This is a genomic window from Streptomyces sp. NPDC102259 (assembly GCF_044766465.1).
GTDB lineage: Bacteria > Actinomycetota > Actinomycetes > Streptomycetales > Streptomycetaceae > Streptomyces.
The window spans coordinates 1-23,816 of the sequence record NZ_JBIWMA010000017.1 but is presented as its reverse complement, the minus strand read 5'-3'; the positions used below and the strand labels follow the sequence as shown (position 1 = coordinate 23,816).

Annotated in this window: 21 protein-coding genes and 1 pseudogene; 13 read left to right on the top strand and 9 right to left on the bottom strand. The window is 69.8% G+C overall.

Annotated features, from left to right (window positions below):
* Nucleotides 1–15 precede the first annotated feature (15 nt).
* Nucleotides 16–870: an SDR family oxidoreductase gene (locus tag ACIRPU_RS31245; protein WP_403873168.1), complete on the bottom strand. Its 855-nt coding sequence runs from the start codon at nucleotides 868–870 to the stop codon at nucleotides 16–18.
* A gap of 95 nt (nucleotides 871–965) precedes the next feature.
* Here ACIRPU_RS31245 and ACIRPU_RS31240 point away from each other — a divergent pair, with 95 nt between their 5' ends.
* Nucleotides 966–1,373 (top strand): winged helix-turn-helix transcriptional regulator, encoded by a 408-nt coding sequence (locus ACIRPU_RS31240; RefSeq protein WP_385553698.1) that lies wholly within the window; start codon nucleotides 966–968, stop codon nucleotides 1,371–1,373.
* Nucleotides 1,374–1,401: 28 nt separating this feature from the next.
* On the opposite strand, the gene ACIRPU_RS31235 is transcribed toward ACIRPU_RS31240, so the two are convergent.
* The 5 genes from ACIRPU_RS31235 to ACIRPU_RS31215 form a co-directional block, all read right to left on the bottom strand.
* On the bottom strand, nucleotides 1,402–2,481 hold the full coding sequence (locus ACIRPU_RS31235; RefSeq protein WP_403873165.1) for a 2-oxoacid:ferredoxin oxidoreductase subunit beta: 1,080 nt from the start codon (nucleotides 2,479–2,481) through the stop codon (nucleotides 1,402–1,404).
* Nucleotides 2,474–4,420 carry a 2-oxoacid:acceptor oxidoreductase subunit alpha gene (locus ACIRPU_RS31230; RefSeq protein WP_403873162.1) on the bottom strand — a complete coding sequence of 649 codons (1,947 nt, stop codon included), beginning with the start codon at nucleotides 4,418–4,420 and terminating at the stop codon, nucleotides 2,474–2,476. Before ACIRPU_RS31230 ends, ACIRPU_RS31235 begins: the two co-directional genes overlap by 8 nt.
* A 265-nt stretch (nucleotides 4,421–4,685) precedes the next feature.
* Nucleotides 4,686–5,345: a response regulator transcription factor gene (locus ACIRPU_RS31225; RefSeq protein WP_355704934.1), complete on the bottom strand. Its 660-nt coding sequence runs from the start codon at nucleotides 5,343–5,345 to the stop codon at nucleotides 4,686–4,688.
* 382 nt (nucleotides 5,346–5,727) lie between these two features.
* The gene (locus ACIRPU_RS31220) at nucleotides 5,728–7,140 is read right to left on the bottom strand and encodes a sensor histidine kinase (protein ID WP_403873159.1); all 1,413 of its coding nucleotides are present in this window, start codon (nucleotides 7,138–7,140) and stop codon (nucleotides 5,728–5,730) included.
* Between the two features lie 177 nt (nucleotides 7,141–7,317).
* Nucleotides 7,318–8,634: a sensor histidine kinase gene (locus ACIRPU_RS31215; RefSeq protein WP_403873156.1), complete on the bottom strand. Its 1,317-nt coding sequence runs from the start codon at nucleotides 8,632–8,634 to the stop codon at nucleotides 7,318–7,320.
* A gap of 199 nt (nucleotides 8,635–8,833) precedes the next feature.
* Between ACIRPU_RS31215 and ACIRPU_RS31210 the strand changes: the two genes are divergently transcribed.
* From ACIRPU_RS31210 to ACIRPU_RS31155, 12 genes and pseudogenes are all read left to right on the top strand, one after another.
* Nucleotides 8,834–9,241, top strand: a complete 408-nt coding sequence (locus tag ACIRPU_RS31210) for an NADH-quinone oxidoreductase subunit A (RefSeq protein WP_384113959.1) — start codon at nucleotides 8,834–8,836, stop codon at nucleotides 9,239–9,241.
* Entirely contained in the window at nucleotides 9,232–9,975 is a 744-nt protein-coding gene (locus ACIRPU_RS31205) for an NADH-quinone oxidoreductase subunit B (RefSeq protein WP_403873153.1), read from the top strand. Before ACIRPU_RS31210 ends, ACIRPU_RS31205 begins: the two co-directional genes overlap by 10 nt.
* Nucleotides 9,972–11,294, top strand: coding sequence for an NADH-quinone oxidoreductase subunit C (locus tag ACIRPU_RS31200; protein ID WP_403873150.1), 1,323 nt, complete (start codon nucleotides 9,972–9,974; stop codon nucleotides 11,292–11,294). The genes ACIRPU_RS31205 and ACIRPU_RS31200 overlap by 4 nt, the downstream gene beginning before the upstream one ends.
* A complete protein-coding gene (locus ACIRPU_RS31195; protein ID WP_351757574.1) occupies nucleotides 11,291–12,259 on the top strand; it encodes a complex I subunit 1 family protein in 969 nt (322 codons plus the stop codon). The genes ACIRPU_RS31200 and ACIRPU_RS31195 overlap by 4 nt, the downstream gene beginning before the upstream one ends.
* The gene (locus ACIRPU_RS31190) at nucleotides 12,259–12,852 is read left to right on the top strand and encodes a NuoI/complex I 23 kDa subunit family protein (protein ID WP_403873146.1); all 594 of its coding nucleotides are present in this window, start codon (nucleotides 12,259–12,261) and stop codon (nucleotides 12,850–12,852) included. Before ACIRPU_RS31195 ends, ACIRPU_RS31190 begins: the two co-directional genes overlap by 1 nt.
* Nucleotides 12,849–13,508 (top strand): NADH-quinone oxidoreductase subunit J, encoded by a 660-nt coding sequence (locus ACIRPU_RS31185; RefSeq protein WP_403873144.1) that lies wholly within the window; start codon nucleotides 12,849–12,851, stop codon nucleotides 13,506–13,508. The genes ACIRPU_RS31190 and ACIRPU_RS31185 overlap by 4 nt, the downstream gene beginning before the upstream one ends.
* Entirely contained in the window at nucleotides 13,508–13,909 is a 402-nt protein-coding gene (gene nuoK, locus ACIRPU_RS31180; protein ID WP_355704910.1) for an NADH-quinone oxidoreductase subunit NuoK, read from the top strand. The genes ACIRPU_RS31185 and nuoK overlap by 1 nt, the downstream gene beginning before the upstream one ends.
* Nucleotides 13,906–15,900: an NADH-quinone oxidoreductase subunit L gene (locus tag ACIRPU_RS31175; RefSeq protein WP_403873139.1), complete on the top strand. Its 1,995-nt coding sequence runs from the start codon at nucleotides 13,906–13,908 to the stop codon at nucleotides 15,898–15,900. The genes nuoK and ACIRPU_RS31175 overlap by 4 nt, the downstream gene beginning before the upstream one ends.
* Nucleotides 15,901–15,906: 6 nt before the next feature.
* The gene (locus ACIRPU_RS31170; protein ID WP_403873136.1) at nucleotides 15,907–17,505 is read left to right on the top strand and encodes an NADH-quinone oxidoreductase subunit M; all 1,599 of its coding nucleotides are present in this window, start codon (nucleotides 15,907–15,909) and stop codon (nucleotides 17,503–17,505) included.
* Entirely contained in the window at nucleotides 17,502–19,037 is a 1,536-nt protein-coding gene (locus tag ACIRPU_RS31165; RefSeq protein ID WP_403873133.1) for an NADH-quinone oxidoreductase subunit N, read from the top strand. Before ACIRPU_RS31170 ends, ACIRPU_RS31165 begins: the two co-directional genes overlap by 4 nt.
* 202 nt (nucleotides 19,038–19,239) lie before the next feature.
* Nucleotides 19,240–20,103: a zinc metalloprotease HtpX gene (gene htpX / locus ACIRPU_RS31160; RefSeq protein ID WP_403873130.1), complete on the top strand. Its 864-nt coding sequence runs from the start codon at nucleotides 19,240–19,242 to the stop codon at nucleotides 20,101–20,103.
* Nucleotides 20,100–20,228: pseudogene (locus ACIRPU_RS31155) on the top strand (YccF domain-containing protein); the annotation flags it as partial. The gene htpX and the pseudogene ACIRPU_RS31155, both read left to right, overlap by 4 nt.
* On the opposite strand, the gene ACIRPU_RS31150 reads toward ACIRPU_RS31155, so the two are convergent.
* The 3 genes from ACIRPU_RS31150 to ACIRPU_RS31140 form a co-directional block, all read right to left on the bottom strand.
* Nucleotides 20,194–22,161, bottom strand: a complete 1,968-nt coding sequence (locus ACIRPU_RS31150) for a recombinase family protein (protein WP_403873127.1) — start codon at nucleotides 22,159–22,161, stop codon at nucleotides 20,194–20,196. The pseudogene ACIRPU_RS31155 and the gene ACIRPU_RS31150 overlap by 35 nt on opposite strands.
* Nucleotides 22,162–22,379: 218 nt before the next feature.
* The gene (locus ACIRPU_RS31145) at nucleotides 22,380–23,582 is read right to left on the bottom strand and encodes a replication initiator (RefSeq protein ID WP_403873124.1); all 1,203 of its coding nucleotides are present in this window, start codon (nucleotides 23,580–23,582) and stop codon (nucleotides 22,380–22,382) included.
* Nucleotides 23,583–23,610: 28 nt separating this feature from the next.
* The coding region (locus ACIRPU_RS31140; RefSeq protein ID WP_403873121.1) for a transposase at nucleotides 23,611–23,816 on the bottom strand (206 nt) is incomplete at its 5' end.

Below are 23,816 nucleotides of genomic sequence, written 5' to 3'. Positions count from 1 at the left end.
GGAGGCGGGTGCGGGTCAGCCCTTGAGCGCGGTGGCGATCGCCTCGGCGAGCGGAGTGGTCGGGCGGCCCGCCAGCCGGGACAGGTCGCCGGTCGAGACGACCAGCTCACCCTTGGCGATCGAGGCGTCCACCCCGGCCAGGATCGTGGCGAACCCCTCGGGCAGGCCGGCGCCGGTCAGGATGCCGATGAGCACCTCGCCGGGGACGGAGTTGTAGGCGATCTCCTTGCCGGTCTGCCGGCTCAGCTCGGCCGCGTACTCGGCGAGGCTCCACGCCTCGTCGCCGCCCAGCTCGTACGTCTTGTTCTCGTGACCCTCGCCGGTCAGCACGGCGACGGCCGCTGCCGCGTAGTCGGCGCGGGAGGCCGAGGAGATCCGGCCCTCACCGGCGGCGGAGACGACGGCGTTGTGCTCCAGCACCGGGGCCAGCTGCTCGGTGTAGTTCTCGTGGTACCAGCCGTTGCGCAGCAGCGTGTACGGCACGCCGGAGGCGATCAGCGCCTTCTCGGTGGTGCGGTGGTCGTCCGCCAGTGCCGCGCTCAGGCTGCCCGGCGCGCTGGTGTACGCGAGGAGGGCGACCCCGGCGGCCTTCGCGGCGTCGATCACGACCTGGTGCTGGGCCGGGCGCCCCTTGTCGAACTCGTTGCCCGAGATCAGCAGCACCTTGTCACCGGAGGCGAACAGGCTGCCGAAGGTCTCGGGGGCGTTGTAGTCGGCGACGGCGAGGCGTACGCCGCGGGCCGCGAAGTCGGCGGCCTTGGCCTCGTCGCGCACGACGGCCGTTATCTGCTCCGCCGGAACCTTCTCCAGCAACTGCTCCACGACGTGACGGCCGAGGTGTCCGGTGGCTCCGGTGACGACGATGCTCATGGCTGAGAACTCCTAGTGGGGGCTGCGGGTCTGGCACCGACCCTAGGGAAGGCACTAACCGAGCGAAAGTACCCACTTTGAAGTAAGGTACTGGCATGGCAGTAAGCATGCAGGTGGGAATGGCCGAAGCGGAGGGCATGTGCCCGCACCGACTCGTCCTCGAACATGTCACCAGCCGCTGGGGTGTCCTGGCGCTGATCGAGCTGCTCGACCGCTCGTACCGGTTCAGCGAGCTGCGCCGGGCGATCGGCGGGGTGGGCCGGCCGGTCAGCGAGAAGATGCTCACCCAGACCCTTCAGACGCTCGAACGCGACGGCCTGGTGCACCGCGACGCCAAGCCGGTCATCCCGCCCCGTGTCGACTACTCCCTGACCGACCTCGGCCGGGAGGCGGCCGAGCAGGTGCGCGCGCTCGCCCTGTGGACGCACACCCGGATGCCGGACGTGGAGCAGGCCCGCCGGACATACGACGAGGCCCGGGAACTCCGCTCCCGGGCCTCGTGAACCGGTCTTCGACCAGCGGTTCCTCGCCTCAGCCGACGACCGTCCAGGTGTCCCCGCCCGCCAGCAGCGCCGCCAGGTCGCCCTTGCCGTGCTGCTCGATCGCCGCGTCCAGCTGTTCCGCCAGCTGGGTGTCGTAGACCGGCCGTTCGACCGAGCGCAGCACGCCGATCGGCGTGTGATGCAGGGTGTCCGGGTCGGCCAGCCGGGACAGCGCGAAGGCGGTGGTCGGGGACGTGGCGTGCGCGTCGTGGACCAGGATCTGCGCCTCGTTCTCCGCGGTCACCGTGACGACCCGCAGATCACCGCTCGCCGGGTCCCGCACGACGCCCCGCGCCCGTTCCGCCCCGAACCGGATCGGCTGCCCGTGCTCGAGCCGGATCACCGCCTCCTCGGCCGACTGCCGGTCCTTCAGCGCCTCGAACGCGCCGTCGTTGAAGATGTTGCAGTTCTGGTAGATCTCGACCAGCGCCGTGCCGGGGTGGGCGGCGGCCTGGCGCAGCACCTCCGTCAGATGCTTGCGGTCGGAGTCGATGGTCCGGGCCACGAACGACGCCTCCGCGCCGAGCGCCAGCGACACCGGGTTGAAGGGCGCGTCCAGCGAGCCCATCGGCGTCGACTTGGTGATCTTGCCGACCTCCGAGGTGGGCGAGTACTGGCCCTTGGTGAGCCCGTAGATCCGGTTGTTGAACAGCAGGATCTTCAGGTTCACGTTCCGCCGCAGGGCGTGGATCAGATGGTTGCCGCCGATGGACAGCGCGTCGCCGTCACCCGTGACGACCCACACGCTCAGGTCCCGCCGGGAGGCGGCGAGGCCGGTCGCGATGGCCGGCGCCCGCCCGTGGATGGAGTGCATGCCGTACGTGTTCATGTAGTACGGGAAGCGCGACGAGCAGCCGATGCCCGACACGAAGACGATGTTCTCCTTGGCCAGCCCCAGCTCCGGCATGAAGCCCTGGACGGCCGCCAGGATCGCGTAGTCGCCGCAGCCGGGGCACCAGCGCACTTCCTGATCGGACTTGAAGTCCTTCATGGACTGCCGGCCCACGGCCTTGGGGACGAGCGAGAGCGCCTCGATCGTGCCCGTGCCTTCCGTCGAGGTCTCAGTCATCGATGGCCTCCTTGAGCGTCGCGGCGAGCTGCTCCGCCTTGAACGGCATGCCGTTGACCTGGTTGTACGAGCGGGCGTCGACCAGGTACTTCGCCCGTACGAGGGTGGCGAGCTGGCCCAGGTTCATCTCCGGGACGACGACCTTGTCGTAGCGCTCCAGCACCGCGCCCAGGTTGCGCGGGAACGGGTTCAGATGCCGCAGATGGGCCTGCGCGACGGCCTCCCCGGCGGTGCGCAGCCGCCGTACCGCGGCGGTGATCGGTCCGTAGGTGGAACCCCAGCCCAGCACCAGGGTGCGCGCCTCGTGCGGGTCGTCGACCTCCAGGTCGGGGACGTCGATTCCGTCGATCTTGGACTGCCGGACACGGACCATGAACTCGTGGTTGGCCGGAGCGTAGGAGATGTTCCCGGTCCCGTCCTCCTTCTCGATCCCGCCGATGCGGTGCTCGAGCCCCGGCGTGCCCGGGACCGCCCACGGCCGGGCCAGGGTCTGCGGGTCGCGCTTGTACGGCCAGAAGACCTCGCTGCCGTCGTCCAGGGTGTGGTTGGGCCCCTGGGCGAACTGCACGGTCAGGTCCGGGAGCTCGTCCAGCTCCGGGATCCGCCAGGGCTCGGAGCCGTTGGCCAGGTAGCCGTCGGACAGGAGCATCACCGGCGTGCGGTAGGTGAGCGCGATCCGGGCCGCCTCCAGGGCCGCGTCGAAACAGTCGGCGGGCGTGCGGGGCGCGACGATCGGCACCGGCGCCTCGCCGTTGCGCCCGAACATGGCCTGCAACAGGTCGGCCTGCTCGGTCTTTGTCGGCAGGCCGGTCGACGGGCCGCCCCGCTGGATGTCCACGATCAGCAGCGGAAGCTCCATCGAGACCGCGAGCCCGATGGTCTCGCTCTTCAGCGCCACCCCGGGCCCGGACGTGGTGGTGACGGCGAGGGACCCCCCGAAGGCCGCCCCCAGCGCCGCGCCGATCCCCGCGATCTCGTCCTCGGCCTGGAACGTCCGCACGCCGAAGTTCTTGTGTCTGCTCAGCTCGTGCAGGATGTCGGAGGCCGGCGTGATCGGATACGACCCCAGGAACAGCGGCAGATCGGCCTGCCGCGAGGCGCTGATCAGCCCGTACGCCAGAGCGAGATTCCCGGAGATGTTCCGGTAGGTGCCGACGGGAAACGCTTTCGCGGCCGGGGCGACCTCATAACTGACGGCGAAGTCCTCGGTCGTCTCGCCGAAGTTCCACCCGGCACGGAAAGCGGTGAGGTTGGCGGCCGCGATGTCGGGCTTCTTCGCGAACTTCGTCTTCAGGAACTTCTCGGTGCCCTCGGTGGGCCGGTGGTACATCCACGACAAGAGGCCGAGCGCGAACATGTTCTTGCTGCGCTCGGCCTCTTTACGGGTGAGGTCGAATTCCTTGAGTGCCTCGACGGTCAGGGTGGTCAGCGGGACCGGATGGAGCTGGTAACCGTCGAGGGATCCATCCTCCAGCGGCGAGGCCGCGTACCCCACCTTCTGCATCGCCCGTTTGGTGAACTCGTCCGTGTTGACGATGATCTCCGCGCCGCGCGGCACATCGCCGATGTTGGCCTTCAGCGCCGCCGGGTTCATGGCGACCAGCACATTGGGCGCATCACCCGGAGTGAGGATGTCGTGGTCGGCGAAGTGCAGCTGGAACGAGGAGACGCCGGGGAGGGTGCCGGCGGGCGCGCGGATCTCGGCGGGGAAGTTCGGCAGGGTGGAGAGGTCGTTGCCGAACGACGCGGTCTCCGAGGTGAAACGGTCGCCGGTGAGCTGCATACCGTCGCCCGAGTCCCCCGCGAACCTGATGATCACCCGGTCGAGACGACGGACGTCCTTCGTCCCACCCGGTTTGCGCTGCTCTCCCACGACGGTCCCGTCGGGCCCGTCGGTTCCGTCGGCCTGTTCCGCTGGGCTGCTGACCTGACTGGTCACTGAACTGGACCTCCTCGAGGTGGCTGTCCCGGAGGGCCTTCCCAAGGCCTTCCACGGATCAACCCTACGTCTGTAAGGGTCGCCTTACCTCGGCCATTCGTATGACGGTTCGCTGTCCCGAGACGGCCCGGCACCCCCGCTTTTCATGATTTACCGCCGCCCGGCGCGATTCCGGTAGACGCTCCGGATCACACCACGGTTCTCCCGCACCTGTTCGCCGCCTCCACCGAGTTCCCCCCTGGACGAAAGGCACAGTGCCATCTCGCTAGGAATTGAGATAGGTGAGGACCGCCAGTACACGGCGGTGATCCCCGTCACTCGGTGACAGGCCGAGCTTCAGGAAGATGTTGCTGACGTGCTTCTCCACGGCCCCGTCGCTGACGACCAGCTGCCGGGCGATCGCGGAGTTCGTCCGCCCCTCGGCCATCAGCCCCAGGACCTCCCGCTCCCGTGGGGTGAGCCCGGCCAGCACGTCCTGCTTCCTGCTCCGCCCGAGCAGCTGCGCGACGACCTCCGGATCGAGGGCGGTACCGCCCTGCGCGACCCGCACCACGGCGTCCACGAACTCCCGCACCTCTGCCACACGATCCTTGAGCAGGTACCCGACCCCGCGACTGGAACCGGCCAACAGTTCGGTGGCGTACCTCTCCTCCACGTACTGCGACAACACCAGCACCCCGAGCCCGGGATACGCCTTGCGCAGCTGTACGGCGGCCCGCACCCCTTCGTCCGTATGGGTCGGCGGCATCCGCACGTCCGCGACGACGACGTCGGGCAGCGAACCCTCGTCGCCTAGCTCCGTGATGGTCTTGACCAGAGCGTCCGCGTCCCCGACCCCGGCCACCACCTCATGCCCCCGGTCGGTCAGCAACCGGGTCAGTCCCTCCCTCAACAGCACCGAATCCTCGGCGATGACCACCCGCACCCTGTCCTCCACGCTCCTCGGCCCCCCAGCCGTCCACCCGTTGGTAGAACCAGTCAAGCATTCCAGCAACGGGCCCGTCTGCACCCGCCAAGGAGCCCGACCACGCTGAGGACGGCGCGAATGAGGCCTTGACCCGCAGGGTTTCGGCCGCGACTGGAAGGAACAGACCGGCGACCACCCTCCTCCCGCCCGGACACAACCCCAGACGACGGAGTCCGAAGACGAGGCGCGTTGAGGGCTGGGGGTTGGGGGCCGGGAGTTCGGGGCTGGGGCCTGGGAGTCTTAGGGCTGAGGCCCGGGGGCCGTGGGGCTTCAGGGGGGCCTGGGGGCGGTGCCCCCAGGGATGGGAAGGGTAAGGGCGGCGGGGGCGAAAAAGCCCCCCTCAGACCCCGTGCTCGCGCCAGGGCAACTCCGCGGTCACCCGGGTAGGCCCGCCGGCCGGCGAATCCACCACCAGAATGCCGTCCACCGCGTCCAGCCGCCCCGCGAGCCCGGCCAACCCCGACCCCCCGCCGGAGGCATCCGCTCCGCCGACCCCGTCATCCACCACCTGCAACATCAACCGATCCTCCACCCGCCACACATCGACCGAGGCCGACCGCGCCGCGCTGTGCTTGCTGATGTTCTGCAGCAGCTCCGAGACGGTGAAGTACGCGATCCCCTCGATCGCCGGCGCCGGCCGCTCCGCCAGATCCACATCCACCCGCACCGGCACCGTGCACCGCGACGCCACCGCCGACAGCGCCGCGTCCAGCCCCCGGTCCGTCAGCACCGCCGGATGGATCCCGCGCGCCAGGTCCCGCAGCTCCTGCAACGCCGTCTTCACCTCGCCGTGCGCCTCGTCCACCATCCGTGCCGCCGCCCGCGGATCCTCCCGCAGCTTCTCCTTCGCGAGACCCAGATCCATCGCCAGCGCCACCAGCCGGGCCTGCGCCCCGTCGTGCAGATCGCGCTCGATGCGCCGCAGGTCGGCGGACGCCGCGTCCACCACGACCCCCCGGTCGGACTCCAGCTCCACCACCCGCGCCCCCAGCGACGACGGCCCGAGCAGCCCGTGCACCAGCAGCCGGTCCACCGTCGTCAGCGCCCGCACGATCCACGGCGTGGCCAGCGTGATCAACAGCCCCACCAGCGCCGTCACGGTGATCTCGAACGGGTTGTCGAGGTAGACGCTGTGCTGCTCGTCGCCGTACAGCTGAAGCCCGCCCTGACCGCCGTACATCGGGAAGACCCAGAACCACAGCGGATACGTCAGCATGGTCCAGCCGAACGACCACACGGTCACGGCGACGCCGAAGGAGAACACCGCCCACGGGAACTGCACCACCGCGTACAGCGCCTGCCGCCATGACGTGCCGCTCTTGAGGACGGCGGCCATCCAGGCCATCGCGCCCTTGCCCCGCGGCCGCAGCGGCTCGGGATCGGCGACCTCCAGGCCGAGCAGCCCGCGCGCCCGGGCCCGTTCCAGCGCTCCGAAGCCCCGGCCCGCGGCCAGTCCCGCCGCCAGCACCGGAATGCCGAGGAAGGTCACCAGCAGGCCGGCCCCGAGCGACAGCATCGTGATCGTGAAGGTGAACAGCAGGATGCCGATCGGCAGACCGAGCACGACATAGACGAGTTCCCGCCAGTGGCGTGCCGTGAGCGGCTCGCGCAGTCCTGTCGGCAGCAGGCGACGACGCCTTCCTTCGCGGCGCCCGTACTCCGCCCCGTACCGACCATCGCGCCCGTACTGGTCATCGCGCCCGTACCGGTCATGCTGCCCGTACTGGTCATACTGCCCGTACTGCGTGGCCATCGGCGTCGTCCGTTCTACTCGTCCTGCTCGTCGCGCAGCTGTCGATCCGTACCTCCAACCCTCCTCGGCGGCGGGCCCGTGGACCATGGAGTCCATCGGTGTCCTGGAAGGGGGGTTTTCCCTACCCCCACACCCCACGGCCGCCACCCCCCGGCCCCGCTATCCGCTCCATCCGCTCTATCCGCGGTTCCGCCAGGGCAACTCCGCGGTCACCGTCGTAGGACCCCCCACCGGCGACTCCACGATGAACAGTCCGTCGACGGCGTCCAGCCGCTCCGCCAGCCCCCGCATCCCCGAGCCGCCGTCGAGCCGTGCCCCGCCCCGGCCGTCGTCCCACACCTGGATGAGCAGCCGGTCGTCGGTCCGCCACACGTCGACCGACGCCGACCGGGCCGCGCTGTGCTTGCTGACGTTCTGCAGCAGCTCGGAGACGGTGAAGTAGGCGATGCCCTCGATGGCCTGCGCGGGTCGGGACGTCAGGTCGGCGGTCACCTTCACCGGCACCGTGCAGCGCGAGGCCACGGAGGACAGCGCCGCGTCCAGCCCCCGGTCGGTCAGGACGGCCGGATGGATCCCGCGTGCCAGGTCCCGCAGCTCCTGGAGCGCGAGCTTCACCTCGCCGTGCGCCTCCTCCACCATCGCCGCCACGACGTCGTCGGCCTGTCCTTCGAGCAGCTTCTCCTTCGCCAGGCCCAGCCCCATCGCGAGGTTGACCAGCCGGGCCTGCGCGCCGTCGTGCAGATCGCGCTCGATGCGCCGCAGATCGGCGGCCGCCGTGTCGACCACGATCCCCCGGTCCGACTCCAGCTCCGCGATCCGTCGCTCCAGCTCGTCGGAGGGGGACAGCAGGGCCCGCACCATCGCCCGGTCCGCGTTGGTCAGGCCGCGCGCCAGGAACGGCAGCACCGGCCACAGCACGAACAGCGAGGGAACGACCACGCTGAACGTCAGAACTCCCCAGGGCAGCCGGATCAGGTCGTACAGCACCGTGCGCCAGGCCACCGGGTCCTTCAACGCCAGCCACATCCGCTGCAGGAGCCCGCCCGCCCTGCGCAGCGGCAACGGGCTCGGCTCGTCGATACGCACCCCGAGCAGCAGCCGCGCCCGCCCCCGCTCGAACCGGCCCATCAGCCGCGCGCCGGCCAGCCCGAGCGCGAGCAGCGGGAACCCGATCACGGTGACGGTCATCGCGGCGCCGGTGACGATCACCGTCATCACATAGGTGAACCCGATCAACGACATCGGCAGGTTCGTCAGAAGATGCGTGATCTCCTTCCACGTCTGCGGGTCGTAGGCGAAACGGGCCGGCGGCAGACGGTCGTCGACCTGCCCGGCCGTGCCCGGCACAGCGGTCGCGACGGGGGCGGCTCTCGCATGGGAGCCGCTCGGCGGAAAGCCGCCCGGGTGGGAACCCCTCTTGTCGGAGCTGCCGGGGACCCCGGAGCTCTCGGAGCTGTTGGGGTCGGAGGCGGATAGGCTGGTGGAAGCGGTCATATGGGCTAGCCTGCCGCGCCGCACGGCCCCGCGCCATGAGGTCTGCCGCCTTCCTCTGCCGGGGGAAAACCCCCGCCCCGCAAGACGAGGCCTGACGGGCTGCTTACCGTCCCTTTATCAGGGCCTAGACTCCCGTGCGTACAGATCGTCGAACGGGCCTGTCGTCGAAGAGACTGAGGTCAGGGAGCGAGGGACGGGCGTGCGGGAACGGACCGTCGATGTCGCGGAGGAATTCGCGGCGGACTACTTCCAGTCGTACTCCGTCGTCGGGCTGCTCGCCGTCGTCGGCGTGCTGTTCGTCGCCGTGGCCTTCGGCGCGGGACGCCTGCTGCGCCCGGTGGTCCCCACCCCGGAGAAACTCCTGACGTACGAGTGCGGCGTCGACCCCGTGGGCGAGGGCTGGGCCCACACCCAGGTCCGCTACTACGTCTACGCCTTCCTCTACGTGATCTTCGCGGTCGACTCGATCTTCCTCTTCCCCTGGGCGACGGTTTTCGCGGCCCCCGGCTACGGCGCCGCCACGCTCGTGGAGATGTTCATCTTCCTCGGCTTCCTGGCCGTGGGCCTGCTGTACGCCTACAAGAAGGGCGTCCTGACATGGACGTGACGCCGAAAGTGAATGCGCCGGAACAACCAGCACAACCAGTACAACCGGAACAGCCGGCACAACCGGAACAGGTGCCCTCGGAACCCGTTCTGCTGCCGGAGCCCAAGCGCCTGGGCACCCTGGCCCGCCTGGCCCCGGAGCCGATGAAGGTGATCCTGAACTGGGGCCGCCGCTACTCGCTCTGGGTCTTCAACTTCGGCCTCGCCTGCTGCGCCATCGAGTTCATCGCCGCGTCGATGGCCCGCCACGACTTCATCCGTCTCGGCGTCATCCCCTTCGCGCCGGGCCCCCGCCAGGCCGACCTGATGGTCGTCTCCGGCACGGTCACGGACAAGATGGCCCCGGCCGTGAAGCGCCTCTACGAGCAGATGCCCGAGCCGAAGTACGTCATCTCCTTCGGCGCGTGCAGCAACTGCGGCGGCCCCTACTGGGACTCGTACTCGGTGACCAAGGGCGTCGACCAGATCATCCCGGTGGACGTGTACGTACCGGGCTGTCCGCCGCGCCCGGAGGCGCTTCTCCAGGGCATCCTCAAGCTCCAGGAGAAGATCGCCCGGGAGTCCCTGCACGAGCGCTACGGTCCGACCCCGTCCCGCCCGACCGGGTCCCGCCCCTCGCCGGCGGCCCTACAGAGCGACCTGGTGCGACCCCCGACCGCCGAGTCCCCAGCGGCGCCGTCATCGTCGGCATCGTCGCCGTCGCCGTCGTCGCCGTCATCAGGGGAGGGGCGATGACCACCATCGGCTGGCTCCCCGCCCCCGCCGACGATCTCTTCGGTCCCGAGGCCACGGCCGAGGAGTCCTACGACGTCCTGACGGTCGACGTCCCGCCGGCCGCCTGGACCGACGCCCTGCGCGTGGCCCGCGACCGCCTGACCTGCACCTACTTCGACTGGCTGAGCGCGGTCGACGAACCGGGCACTGGCTTTCGCGTCTCGGCGCACGTGGTGGCCCTGTCTCCGGTGCGTCGCCTGATGCTGCGCACGACGATCCCGCACGAGGCACCGATCCTCGCCAGCGCCGTCGACGTCTACGCCGGCGCGGCCTGGCACGAACGCGAGACCCACGAGATGTTCGGCGTCACCTTCGCGGGCCACCCCGCCCTGAACCACCTCCTCCTCCCGGAGACCTTCGAGGGCCACCCCCTGCGCAAGGACTTCGTCCTCGCAGCCCGCGTCGCCAAGGCCTGGCCCGGCGCGAAGGAGCCCGGAGAGTCCGAGCACGGCGGCCCCAAGCGACGCCAGATGCTTCCCCCGGGCGTCCCCGACCCCAACGAGTGGGGCCCTCTCAAGGGCCAACTCCCACCCGCCCCGGCCCGCCCGACCCGAGCGGCGGCGGGACGCGCGGCAGGCGACCGCCCGGTCCGCCGCGCCCGCACGGCATCGGAAGGCTCAGCAAGCCAGCCGACCCCCCCGACCACTGAGACCTCACCAACCTCTCCGACCACTCCAGCCACTTCGACTCCGGCGACTCCCTCGACTCCCTCGACGTCGGCCACTCCGGCGACTCCGGCGGCGCCTGCCGGACCTCGCCGTGCCCGCAGCGCGAGCGCGGGCTCGGCGTCACAACGGGCGGGCACCACGGAGTCCGGCGGCCCCGCAGGAACCGAGCCCGCCGCGCCGACGGAGCCGACGGCCCCCGAGTCGACCCCGCAACCCCCGGCAGGACCACGCCGCGCGCGCAGCGCCTCCCAAGGCTCGGCCTCCCAGCCCGCCCAGCCCCCGACGACACCCCCCGACGTCCCCGCCCGCCCTTCCACGGCCCCCCGCAGCGCAGACGCCCCGTGGCACCACGCCCGCCCGGCATTCGACGAGCCTCAACAGACCCCGGAACCAAGCGACCAACGAGAACCGAAGGCGGAGCAGGGGCCGAAGCCCGACCAGCCACCGAAGCCGGACCGGGAGGCGGACCCGGACCCTGGCCAGGAACCGAAGCCAGACCGGGAGGGGGACCCCGTCGAGAAGGAGAAGCCCTCGCCCACCCGTGGCGCGCCGGCCCGTACCGACGGCACGGAACTCCCCGCCCCCGAGGACCCCGCAGGAGGCTCGCAGTGAACGACGCTCTCGACGTCGCCCTGCGACTCCTGGTCGTTTTCGTCGTCTTCCTCACCTTCCCCCTGATCGTCGGTCAGACCGAGCACAAGGTGATGGCCCATATGCAGGGCCGCCTGGGGCCGATGTACGCGGGCGGCTTCCACGGCTGGGCCCAGCTCGTCGCGGACGGCGTCAAGTTCGTGCAGAAGGAGGACATCGTCCCCGCGGGCGCGGACCGCCGTATCTTCCAGCTCGCGCCGGCCGTGGCCCTCCTCCCGTACCTCCTGGTCCTCCTCGCCATCCCCATCGGCCCGGGCGAAGGCGCCGTCGGCCAGGTCGTGGACGCGGGCATCTTCTTCGTGCTCGCGGTGATGGGCGTCGGCGTGCTCGGCTCCCTCATGGCCGGCTGGGCCAGTGCCAACAAGTTCTCCCTTCTCGGCGGCCTGCGCACCGCCGCCCAGCTCCTCGCCTACGAACTCCCGATGCTGCTCACCGCCGCCTCGGTGGCGATGGCGGCCGGGACGGTCTCCCTGCCCGGCATCGTCGACGCCTTCGAGTGGTGGTGGCTGCCCTGGCAGATCGTCGGCGCGATCGTCTTCTTCGTCGCCGGCCTCGCCGAACTGCAGCGGCCCCCCTTCGACATGCCCGTCGCCGACTCGGAGATCATCTTCGGCGCGTACACCGAGTACACCGGTCTGCGCTTCGCCCTCTTCCTCCTCGCCGAGTACGCCGGAATCGTCGTTCTGTGCGGCCTGACCACCGTCCTCTTCCTGGGCGGCTGGCACGGCCCCTGGGGCGCCGACGGCCTCGGCTGGGTCTGGACCCTTCTCAAGGCGGCCGTCCTCGCCTTCGTCGTGATCTGGCTCCGCGTCACCTACCCCCGCCTGCGCGAGGACCAGCTGCAGAAGCTCTCCTGGACCCTCCTCGTCCCCCTCTCCCTCGCCCAGATCGCCCTCACCGGCATCGTCAAGGTGGTGATCCGGTAATGGCCCCCATCCCCGGTAGTGGCCTCGCCAAGGGCCTGGCCGTCACCCTCCGCACAATGACGCGGAAGACCGTCACCGAGCAGTACCCGGACGCCCAGCCCGAACTTCCGCCCCGCAGCCGTGGCGTCATCGGCCTGTTCGAGGAGAACTGCACGGTCTGCATGCTCTGCGCCCGTGAGTGCCCCGACTGGTGCATCTACATCGACTCCCACAAGGAGACGGCCCCGCCCGCCGCCCCGGGCGGCCGCGAGCGCAGCCGCAACGTCCTCGACCGCTTCGCCATCGACTTCTCCCTGTGCATGTACTGCGGTATCTGCATCGAGGTCTGTCCCTTCGACGCCCTGTTCTGGTCACCGGAGTTCGAGTACGCCGAGACCGACATCCACGAACTCACCCACGAACGCGACAAGCTCCGCGAGTGGATGTGGACCGTCCCGGCCCCACCCGCCCTCGACCCCGCCGCCGAGGAGCCGAAGGAGATCGCTGCCGCCCGCAAGACGGCCGAGAAGCTGGCGGCGGCCCAGGCCGACTCGTACGCACCCCAGGCAACCGAGCCGAACGCACCTCAAGATCCTCAGGGAGGAGAATCGTGACCCTCGCTCAGGCCCACCACGGCTTTCTCTCCCCGACCGGCGTAGAGATCGCCTTCCTGCTCGTCGGACTGGTCACCTTCGGCGCCGCCCTCGTCACCGTGACCACCAGACAACTCGTGCACGCCGCCCTGTGGCTCGTGGTCGCCCTCGGCGGCCTCGCCGTCGAATACCTCCTGCTCACCGCCGAGTTCATCGCCTGGGTGCAGGTCCTCATCTACGTCGGTTCCGTCGTCGTGCTCCTCCTCTTCGGTCTGATGCTCACCAAGGCCCCCATCGGCCGCTCCCCGGACGCGGACTCCGGCAACCGCTGGGCCGCTCTCACGGTGGCCCTCGCCGCGGCCGGCGCCCTCATCTGGGTGGTCGTCGACGCCTTCCGTGCCACGTGGATCGACCTGGACGGTCCGGCCGCCGGCTCCACCGAGGTCACCGGAGCGAGCCTCTTCCAGAACTGGGTGCTGCCCTTCGAGGCCCTCTCCGTCCTTCTCCTCGCGGCACTGGTCGGCGCGATCGTCCTGTCCCGCAGGGCGAAGGCGGAGTCGAGCTCTCCCCCTGTGAACTCCCGACCCGCCACCGAGAGTTCCCGATCCGTCACGGAGAGTTCTCCTCCTGTTCCGGACGCCCGTGAAAACCAGGCCGAGCAGGAAGGCACCCGCTGATGCACCTCGCCTATCCCGCCGTCCTGTCCGCCCTCCTCTTCTGCACCGGCCTGTACGGCGTCCTCGCGCGCCGCAACGCGATCCTCGTCCTGATGTCCGTCGAGCTGATGCTCAACGCCGTCAACCTCAACCTGGTCGCCTTCGACGTCTGGCTCAGCAGGACCGCCGAGGACACCCTGCACTCCGGTCAGGCCCTGACCCTGTTCACCATCGCCATCGCCGCCGCCGAGATCGGCATCGGACTGGCGATCGTGCTCGCCGTCCACCGCAACCGAGGCACCGCGGACATCGACCGTCTCCGCGACACCGCCGAAGGCCACGAGAGCCCCGCGACCGACGGCCCCGACAGCGACACCCCCGCGACCGGAACGGCCGCCGAGAAGGCTGAGGCCACCGCGTGACCACGACCACCCTCGCCGTCCTCGTCCCCCTCCTCCCGTTCCTGGGCGCGGCCGCCGGACTGCTCCTCGGCCGCACCGCCCCCGGCTTCGTGCGCCCGCTCGCCGTCCTGCCGACCCTCGCCGCGCTCGTGCTGGCCGCGATCGTCGCCGTGCGCCAAGGCGGAGACGCCTCCGTCACCGCGGCCACCGAACTGACCCCCACCGGCTCGATCCCGATCGAACTGGCCCTGTACATCGACGGCTTCGCCGCCCTCGTCGCCGTCCTGGTCGGCCTCGTCGCCACCTGCGTGCAGATCTACTCGACCGGCTACCTGCGCGAGGACCCGCGCTACCCCTCGTACGCCGCGCTCGTTTCCCTCTTCACCTCCGCGATGTTCCTGGTCGTCTACTCCGGCGACCTGATCGTGCTGCTGGTCGGCTGGGAAGTCATGGGCATCTGCTCCTACTTCCTGGTCGGCCACTACTGGGAGACCCCGGAGGCCCGCGCCGCCTCCGTCAAGGCCTTCCTCGTCACCAAACTCGGCGACGTCCCCTTCCTCATCGGCCTGTTCGCCCTCGCCACCGACGCCGGGTCCTTCCGGATCACGAAGGTCCTCGCCACCGTCGCCCACGGCGGACTCGACCACCCGACGGTCGTCGCCCTGCTGCTCCTCGCGGGCGTGGCCGGCAAGTCCGCGCAGTTCCCCCTGCACACCTGGCTCCCGGACGCGATGGCGGGCCCCACACCCGTCTCCGCGCTGATCCACGCAGCCACGATGGTCGCCGCCGGCGTCTACTTCATCGCCCGTCTCCTCCCGGTCTTCGAGGCAAGCTCGGCCGCGATGGTCACCCTCGCCGCGATGGCCGCCGTCACCATGGTCGGCTCGGGCCTGGCCGCCCTCGCGCAGGACGACATCAAGCGCGTTCTCGCCTACTCGACGATCGGCCAGCTCGGCTACATGACGGGTGCCCTCGCCGTCGGCGACCGCGGTGCCGCCGTCTTCCACCTCCTCTCGCACGGCGCGTTCAAGGCGCTGCTGTTCCTCGCGGCCGGCGTGATCATCCACGCCGCCGGCACCAACTCGCTGGCCGCCATGTCCCGCATGAGCCACCTGCGCGACCGCGTCCCCGACGCCTACTGGACGATGACCGTGGCGCTCCTCGCGCTCGCCGCGATCCCGCCGTTCAGCGGCTTCTTCTCCAAGGAGTCCGTGCTCGGCGCCGCCGAGCACATCACCGCCGGCCACACCGAGCACGCGCCCGGCGCCGCGGGCTGGATCGTCCTGGTCGCCGGCCTGCTCACCGCCCTCCTCACGGCCGCCTACGCGACCCGCCTGTGGCTGCTGACCTTCCACGGCCGGGGCATCGACGCCCCCGACCACGGCCGCCAGCCCCTGACCATGACGGTGGTGCTGTGGGTCCTGGCCGTCCCGTCCCTGGCCCTCGGCGGGCTCGCCTACCGCAGCCTCCCCGACTGGTTCGACGGCAACGACCTCGCCCCGACGCTCACCACGTCCGTCCTCGGCACGGGTGTGGCCCTGGCCGGCGGACTCGTCATGTACGCCGCCTGGCGCCATCTCACCGGGCTCGCCGCCCGCGTACCCCTGGGCGCGGTCGCCGCCCACCCCGAGGGTGACGCGGGACGCGTCGAGGCCGAGGCGATCGCGACGCACGCGCCGGCCTACGGAGACGTGGCCTCCGCCCCCGACCTGGCGGACCCCGGACGGCTCCTGCTCGGCCCACTGCACCGCCACGCGGCCGTCGGCTTCCACCTCGACGCCGTCTACCAGGCGCTGTTCGTCCGCCCGGTCCAGGCCGGCGCGAGTCTCGTCCGGTTCCTCGACCGCGAGGTCGTCGACACCTACGTACGCGGCGCGGGCACGCTGCCCCGCTGGCTGGGGGCCGCCGTACGGCGCGCCCAGACCGGCAACGTCCAGACCTATGTGAGCGCGCTGCTCGCCGGCACCGTCGTCCTGGCGGTCGCCGCCCTTCTCGTCGCTTCGGGAGCGTGAGCGGGCGTGATCGATATCAACGAGTCCGTGATGCAGGTCCTTCTGGCATTCATCGTGGTCGGCCCGCTCCTCGGCGCCGTCGCCGCGCTTCTGCCGGCCCCGCCCGGACTGAAGGGGAAGTCACCCGAGCAGGCCGTGCTGCGCCATGGCATGACCGTGACCGGCGCGATCCTCATCGCCGCGATCGTCCTCGCGCTCGGCTTCGACCACGACCATCCGTCGAAGATGCAGGCCACCACGGACATCAGCTGGATCCCCGCACTCGACGTGCGCATCCACCTCGGCATCGACGGCATCTCCCTCCCCCTGCTGGTCCTGACCGCGCTGCTGACCTTCCTCTGCGCGGTGTACTCCTACTTCAAGCGGCAGCATCAGCCGCCGACGCCGCAGACCGCGGAACCGTCCCCGAAGGCCTTCGTCGCGCTCGTGCTCGTCCTGGAGTCCGGCACCCTCGCGGCCTTCGCCGTCCTCGACCTGCTGCTGTTCTTCCTGGCCTTCGAGATGGTCCTCGTCCCGATGTACTTCCTCATCGCCCGCTGGGGCGGCGCGGGCCGGACCCAGGCCGCCTGGAAGTTCATCCTCTTCACGCTGCTCGGATCCGTGGTCATGCTGCTCGGCCTGCTCCTGATCGGAATCAAGGCGGGCACATTCGACATGGTGGCACTCGCCACTGACAACGGCCGGTCACTGACCACATCCGTGCAGGTCATCGCCGTTCTCGCGATCGGGATCGGGCTCGCCGTCAAGACCCCGATGTGGCCGCTGCACAGCTGGCTGCCCGACGCCCACACCGCCGCCCCGACCGTCGGCTCGGTCCTGCTGGCCGGAGTGCTGCTGAAGATGGGCACGTACGGCTTCGTCCGGATCCTGCTGCCCGTCGCGCCGGACGGCTTCCGCACCTTCGCGCCCTACCTCGCCGCCTTCGCCGTCGTCGGGATCATCTACGGATCCCTGGCCTGCCTGGCCCTCGCCAAACGGGGCGCGAAGGGCGACCTCAAGCGCCTCATCGCCTACTCCTCCGTCGGCCACATGGGTTTCGTCCTGCTCGGCATCGCGACCATGACCCCGACCGGTGTGAACGGCGCCCTGTTCGCCAACATCGCCCACGGGCTCATCACCGGCCTCCTCTTCTTCCTGGTAGGGGCGCTGAAGGACCGCACCGGCACCACCGATCTGGACACCCTCGCCGAGCAGACCGGTGCCGCGCTGTACGGCAGGACCCCCCGCCTCGGCGGCCTCCTCGCCTTCGCCGCCGTCGCCTCGCTCGGCCTGCCGGGCCTCGCCGGCTTCTGGGGCGAGATGCTGGCCCTGTTCGGCGCCTTCAACCCCGCCGACGACCTCAGCCGCCCCGCCTTCCTCACCTTCACGGCGATCGCCGCGTTCGGCACCCTGCTGACGGCCGCGTACCTGCTCGCCGTCGTCCGCCGCGTCTGCATGGGCGTCGTACCCCAGGACGCCCCCCGCCTCGCCGACGTGCAGACCTACGAGTTCGCGGCCTGGGCCCCGCTCGTCGCCCTCACCGTCGTCGCCGGCCTGTGGCCGAACGCCCTCCTCGGGCTGACCGACCCGGCCGTGCAGCAGCTCCTCGCAGGAGGCACCCGATGAGCGCCCCGGTCCAGCCCGTAATCCAGCCCCTGGCCGAGTCGGTGGTCCAGTCCGTCGACTGGCTGGCCATCGCACCGCCCACCCTCGCGGCGGTCGTCGCCCTCGTCGTCCTCGTCGCCGACCTCTTCGTCGGCGACGCGCGCAAGCCGCTCCTCGGCTGGCTGTCGGTGGCCGGACTCGCCGCCTCCACGGCCCTTCTCCTGCCCCTCCTGGACGGCGACCGCTCCACCTTCTGCCTGACCGGCGACACACACGTGTGCAGCTACACGGCAGACCGCTTCACCCTCGTGATCCAGTTCCTGGTGCTCGGGGGAGCGCTCCTGGCGGCCCTGCTGTCGGTCACCGCCCTGAAGGACGCGCGCGGACGCCTCCCCGAAGGCGAATACTGGTTCCTGCTGCTGTCCTCCGCCGCCGGCGCTGCCCTGCTGCCCGCCTCCCGCGACCTCGCCACCCTCGTCGTCGCCCTGGAGGTCGCCTCCCTGCCCGCCTTCGCCCTCGTCGGTATCCGGCACGGCGACCGCAGGTCCTCCGAGGCGGCCCTGAAGTTCTTCCTGTCGTCCGTCACCGCGACCACGGTCAGCCTCCTGGGCATCAGCTTCGTGTACGCGACGACCGGAACCCTCTACCTCACCCAGGTCGCCGACCGCATCCAGCACGTCGACGGCCGGCTGGACACCCTGGCCCAGACCGGGGTGGTCCTCACCCTCATCGGCTTCGCCTTCAAGACGGCCGCCGTGCCCTTCCACTTCTGGGTCCCCGACACCTACATCGGCGCCCCTCTGCCCATCGCCGCCTACCTGTCGGTCGTCGGCAAGACGGTCGGCTTCTCCGGCCTCATCCTCGTGACCGTCATCGGCTTCCCCTCGTACGCCGACGTCTGGGGCCCCGCGCTGGCCGCGCTGGCCGCCCTCACCATGACCGTCGGCAACGTCGGGGCCCTCCGCCAGCAAGCCACGCGCGCGTACAGCGCCGTACGCCTGCTCGCCTGGTCCTCCGTGGGCCAGGCCGGCTACCTCCTCGTACCGATCGCCGCCGCCGCGTACACCGACGACGCCGAGCACGCCATCGGCTCCACCGTCGCCTACGCCCTCATGTACGCCGCCGTGAACCTGGGCGCCTTCGCGGTGGCCGCCCTGGTGGGCCGTACCAGCGCGACGAACCGGATCACGGACTACCGGGGCCTCTACGCGAGGAACCCGGCGGCAGCCCTCCTCCTGGCCTTCTTCCTGCTCTGCCTCGCCGGACTGCCGCCGGGCATCATCGGTCTCTTCGCGAAGGTCACCGTCTTCTCGGCAGCCGTCGACGCGGGCCTCGGCTGGCTCGCGGTCGTCATGGCCGTCAACGTGGTGATCGCCCTGTACTACTACCTCCAGTGGACGGCCCTGCTCTTCCGCGCCCCCGAAGGCGAGCCCGAGAAGCACCGCGTCCCCGCCCCGCTCACCGTCGCGATCACCCTCACCGCGGCCCTCGGCATCGTCCTTTCCGGAGCACCCCAGCTGGTCCTGCGCTTCACCGACACCGGCCTCTTCTGAGCCCGCACGCGCGCGTGTGCCCCCGTCCTCACCCGGACGGCCCACACCCATGCCCGCAGGCACAAGGGAACTAGTGCCTCCCGCCTGGCGTTGACCAGTACGGGAAGGTGCACTGGATGTGACACCACGGCACAGTGCCACCGGACAAGAGCAAGACTCGCAAGCAAAGGGTTCCCCTGCCGCACGACTTGGAGGGCGTACCGTGCACCGCCGGCACAACGGGCTCAGGACCGCAGTACTCCTCGGGGGACTGTCCGCACTCATCATCGTCATCGGCAGCTTCTTCGGCCGCATGGGGTTGGTCGTCGCGGTCCTGATCGCACTCGGCACCAACGCGTACGCGTACTGGAACAGCGACAAACTGGCGCTACGCGCGATGCGCGCCCGCCCGGTGAGCGAGTTCGAGGCTCCCGCCCTCTACCGGATAGTCCGCGAGCTCTCCACCCAGGCCCGCCAGCCCATGCCCCGCCTGTACATCTCCCCGACCGAGGCGCCCAACGCCTTCGCCACCGGCCGCAACCCCCGCAACGCCGCCGTGTGCTGCACGGAAGGCGTCCTGCGGCTCCTCGACGAGCGCGAACTCCGCGGCGTCATCGGCCATGAGCTCAGCCACGTCTACAACCGGGACATCCTCATCTCCTCGGTCGCCGGCGCGCTCGCCTCCGTGATCATGTTCTTGGTCAACTTCGCCTGGCTGATCCCGATCGGCCGCTCGGACGACGACGACGGACCCGGCATCCTCGGCATGCTCCTGATCATGATTCTCGGCCCGCTCGCCGCCAGCCTCATCCAACTCGCCATCAGCCGCTCCCGGGAGTACGAGGCGGACGCCTCGGGCGCCCAGCTCACCGGTGACCCGCTGGCCCTCGCGAGCGCGCTGCGCAAACTGGAGACAGGCACCAAGCAGCTTCCGCTGCCCCCGGAGCCTCGCATCGAGACCGCGAGCCACATGATGATCGCGAATCCCTTCCGCCCGGGCCAGGGACTCTCCAAAATGTTCTCGACGCATCCGCCGATGGCGGACCGTATCGCCCGGCTCGAGAAAATGGCAGGTCGCCACCAGTGAAGACCATCCTGAACGTCATCTGGCTGATCCTGAGCGGATTCTGGTTGTTCCTCGCCTACCTGGCCGCCGGAGCGCTGCTCTGCATCACGATCATCGGCATTCCCTTCGGGATCGTTCTTCTGCGTTCAGCATCGCGCTCGGGTCGACCCGCCCTTCGATGACCATCGAGGGCAGGAGCCGGATCTCCGGGAGAGGGACCTGTTCCACGTCCGCCAGTGCAGCGTTCACACGGCTCCAGGTGCCATCCGACGTCCAGGCGTTGAAGTGCTTCGAGGCTTGGATCGTGGCACCGGTTTCGTTGAGCACGTGGGGCCACGACTTGCCCGTCCGCGCCTTACAGAAGATCGCGTCTACGGAGCGGCGTACGGTGCCTCCGCGCCCCTTCGGCAGTAGGGGAGCGATCCTTGCCCACTCCTCGTCGGAGAGCGCGGCAGCGGGAACAGCGAGGCCGGCTGTGGCGTACCAGGCCCGCACGGTGCAGGGGACACCACCGCGCCGATCGTCAGGCACTGGGCCGGTGATGGTGACCTTCAGTTCCAGCATGGACAAGATGGCCGCTTGTTGCTCGGGGGCCATGTCCGGGAACGAGTTCTTCGCCATGCTCGCCAGCGCGATGAGATCACGGGCGTATCGATCGGACTCTTCCATCTCCGCCAGCCATTCGGCCGCTTCTTCGCGCAGGTTCTGGAGCTGCTGAAGTTCCTCGGTCAGCACGGCCGTAGCCGCCTCGATGGCGTCCGAAGACTTGCTCTGCTTGGCGGCCGCGACGATGACGGCCGCCATCGAAGCGTTCATGCCCTCGATCTGCTGGTCGAGGTCGGCGATTCGGTCGACCAGGGCAGCCGTGTCCCCGGCCGACATCCCGATCCACTCGGCCGCAAGCTCTTGCAGCCTTTCGCTGTCGCTCGCGATCTCGGTGACGTGCTTCCAGACATGCTTCTCGAGTGCGTCAGCGTCGATGCGAGAGCAGCCGCAAGACTCTCGGCCGAGATCTTTGGGCCCATTGCCGATGCAGCGGTAAAACCGGGCAACTTTCCGATCCACTGCATAGCCGAAGCCCGAGTGGTTCTTCCCGCAGAAGCTGACGACCCGACCACTCAGCGGGTAGATCCACCGTTGGCCGCTGCTGTGCTTCGCTGTTTCGGCGACCTTGCGTCGTAGCTCTTCGCTCTGTTCCTCGGTCAGGATCCGAGGGAGTTCGATCCTGACCGAGTCGCCCCAGATGGGATCGCCGTCCTCATCCCTCTGGGCATGCTTCCCACGGAAGACGAGCGCTGCGTCGAGTACGGGCGCCGACATGATGCGATCGCGGAGGTTGTCGCGTGTCCAGGTCTTACCGGAGCGTGCCGTGATTCCTTCGCCGACGAGGCGAATCGTGGCTTTGCGGAGGTTGAGCCCTTCGCCGACCACCAGGTCGTACACGTGCTTGATGACCTTTGCCTCGTCCTCGTCGATCACCAGGTACGAGCCGGGGGTGCCCTTGTTGGCGATGCGGTACCCGTAGGGAGCGCGCCCGCCGATATGAGCGGCCGGCGTCAGCTCTGCTTTCTCCTGCAACCCACCTTGAGTCCGGTCGCGGATCGTCTCCCATTCGGTCTCGGCGTAGTCGGCATCCCGCCGCATCTTCTTACGACCGTCGGTGGTCGTGTTGTCGTAGTCGTCCGCGACGACGGCGACGAAGACGCCGATGTCCTCCAGAGCCCAGACCCAGCGCCAGAAGGCACGACCCTTGCGGCCGATCACGCGACCGTCCGGCACAACCACGATGTCGAAGGGACGCGGCGTCTGCTGGGCGTCGTCCATGAGTCGCTTCAGATCACCACGGTCAGCCGCTTCCAGAGAGCCCGAGACACCCTCGTCCTTGTAGGTGCCGACGTGAGCCCACTGCTTGAGCGTGATGTGCCGAGTGGTTTTACGGCTCTGCCTGGCTACGCCGTAACCCTTCTTCTGCTCTTCCGTCGAGACGCGGAGGTAGTCGACCGCGCGCAGTGAACGGGTGCCGACCGCACGAGCAGCGGTCTCGATAGCTGAAGACAGGGGTGTGCTTACATGGGACACGTCGACTCCTAGTTAGTCGGCCGGCCCCGGGGCGGTGGCAGCCGCTGCCGGGGCGCTTGTCTGAACTCCCAAGTTAACGCGCATATCTGACGTTCCGTCGGGCTTTTTGAATCTCGTACGCCGATGTGCCTGCGGTCCGAACAGAATGCGCAGGAGTAACGCACGCTCGGCAGGCGATAGCGTCTTGTCCGGGAGCCAGATGACCTTCGTGTCAGCCACTAGATCGACCCCCCGTGTTGTGCTGCCTCCCGGCTCAACTCTCGATTGACGGCGAGATCTTCGGCGATGCCGACAGCGATTAGTGCGCCGCCGGGGGAGTGGCCGGAGCCCGCGTAGCGCCAGTGCGAATCCGTGATCGTGTCTGACGACTCGGAGCGGCCGACGTGAGCGGCGCGTTCAGCGCGAAGTGCTGCGTAGGTGGTGGAGTAGGCGCGGGATTTGGTGAGGATGTGGCCCCGGTAGCCGAGGGTGTGGGCCCAGGGGCGCAGGTTCAGCTGCTCGTACTTGGGGAGGCCGCCGAGCCGCCAGCAGGCCCGCATGAGGGTGCGGACGTGTTCACTGACGGGAGCCGTCGCTATGTCGTCCCAGGTGGTGACTTTGTGGTCGGTGCCAGCGCCGGTCTCGTCCGCGCCCTTGGTGACGTACTTGGCGACGTACGCGGCTACCGCGTCATCATCGGGACCGTCACCGTCTGCGTGCAGAGAGCGGATGTCGATCTGTGCGCCCCAGTTGAGGCTGAGTTCGCCGACGGCGAGGCTGTGGGGAGTGCGGACCAGGACCCGTCTGGAGGAGGCCCGGATGGCATCGGTCAGGCGCTCAGCGGTGCCCCAGGCCGGGGGCTCGTCGCCGGGTCCGTTCGGGCCGTCGAGGCGGACCAGGGCGTGAATGTGGACGGCCGCCCGCTTCTGATACTCCGCAACCCTCGCGAAGGACAGCCGGGCATGAGCCCCGAAGCGGGACTGAACGATGCCTGCCGAGGAGGCGAGGCGACGTCGGACGTCGATGATGAACCGGTCCCACAGTTTGGATGCGTGCGCGTGCCACAGCACGTGTGCCGTGTAGTCGTAGCAGTCGGTGCACAGCGGTTGGCCGACGGCTGAGACGCCCGGGGCATGGACAGTGCCGCAGCCGAGCGAACGGCCGTGTTCGCAGGTACCGCCGTCGCGGCGAGGTCGACAGACTTCCCCTGCCCGGTGGACGGGACCGAAGGACGGAGCGGTCAGGGTGACGAACAGCCGGGGTCGGTGGCGGACCGTCGAGGGGATGTTCTTGCCGCCGAGGAGGCCTGCCCGCACCAGGTGGTAGGTGTCGCCGGCGTGGAGGCGGGAGCAGGGCGGGCAGATGGTGGCGCGGCGGTTGCGGCAGCGGATGAGGAGGCGTTCGCCGGGTTCGTTGCGGGTGTCGTAGTGGGGGTGTGTCAATTTAACGGCTGATCCTGGTTGTTGATGGTCAGTTGTTGCTCGGGGTCAGGCGTCCCTCGAAGGCGATCTGGAACGCGTTGAGGGGTGCTTTCCAGCGCATGGTCCACCGCTTGCGGCCCTTGCCGGTCGGGTCCAGGCTCATCAGGGCCATGTAGATGCACTTGAGGGCGGCGGCCTCGTTGGGGAAGTGCCCGCGGGCGCGGACGGACCTGCGGATGCGTGCGTTGACGCTCT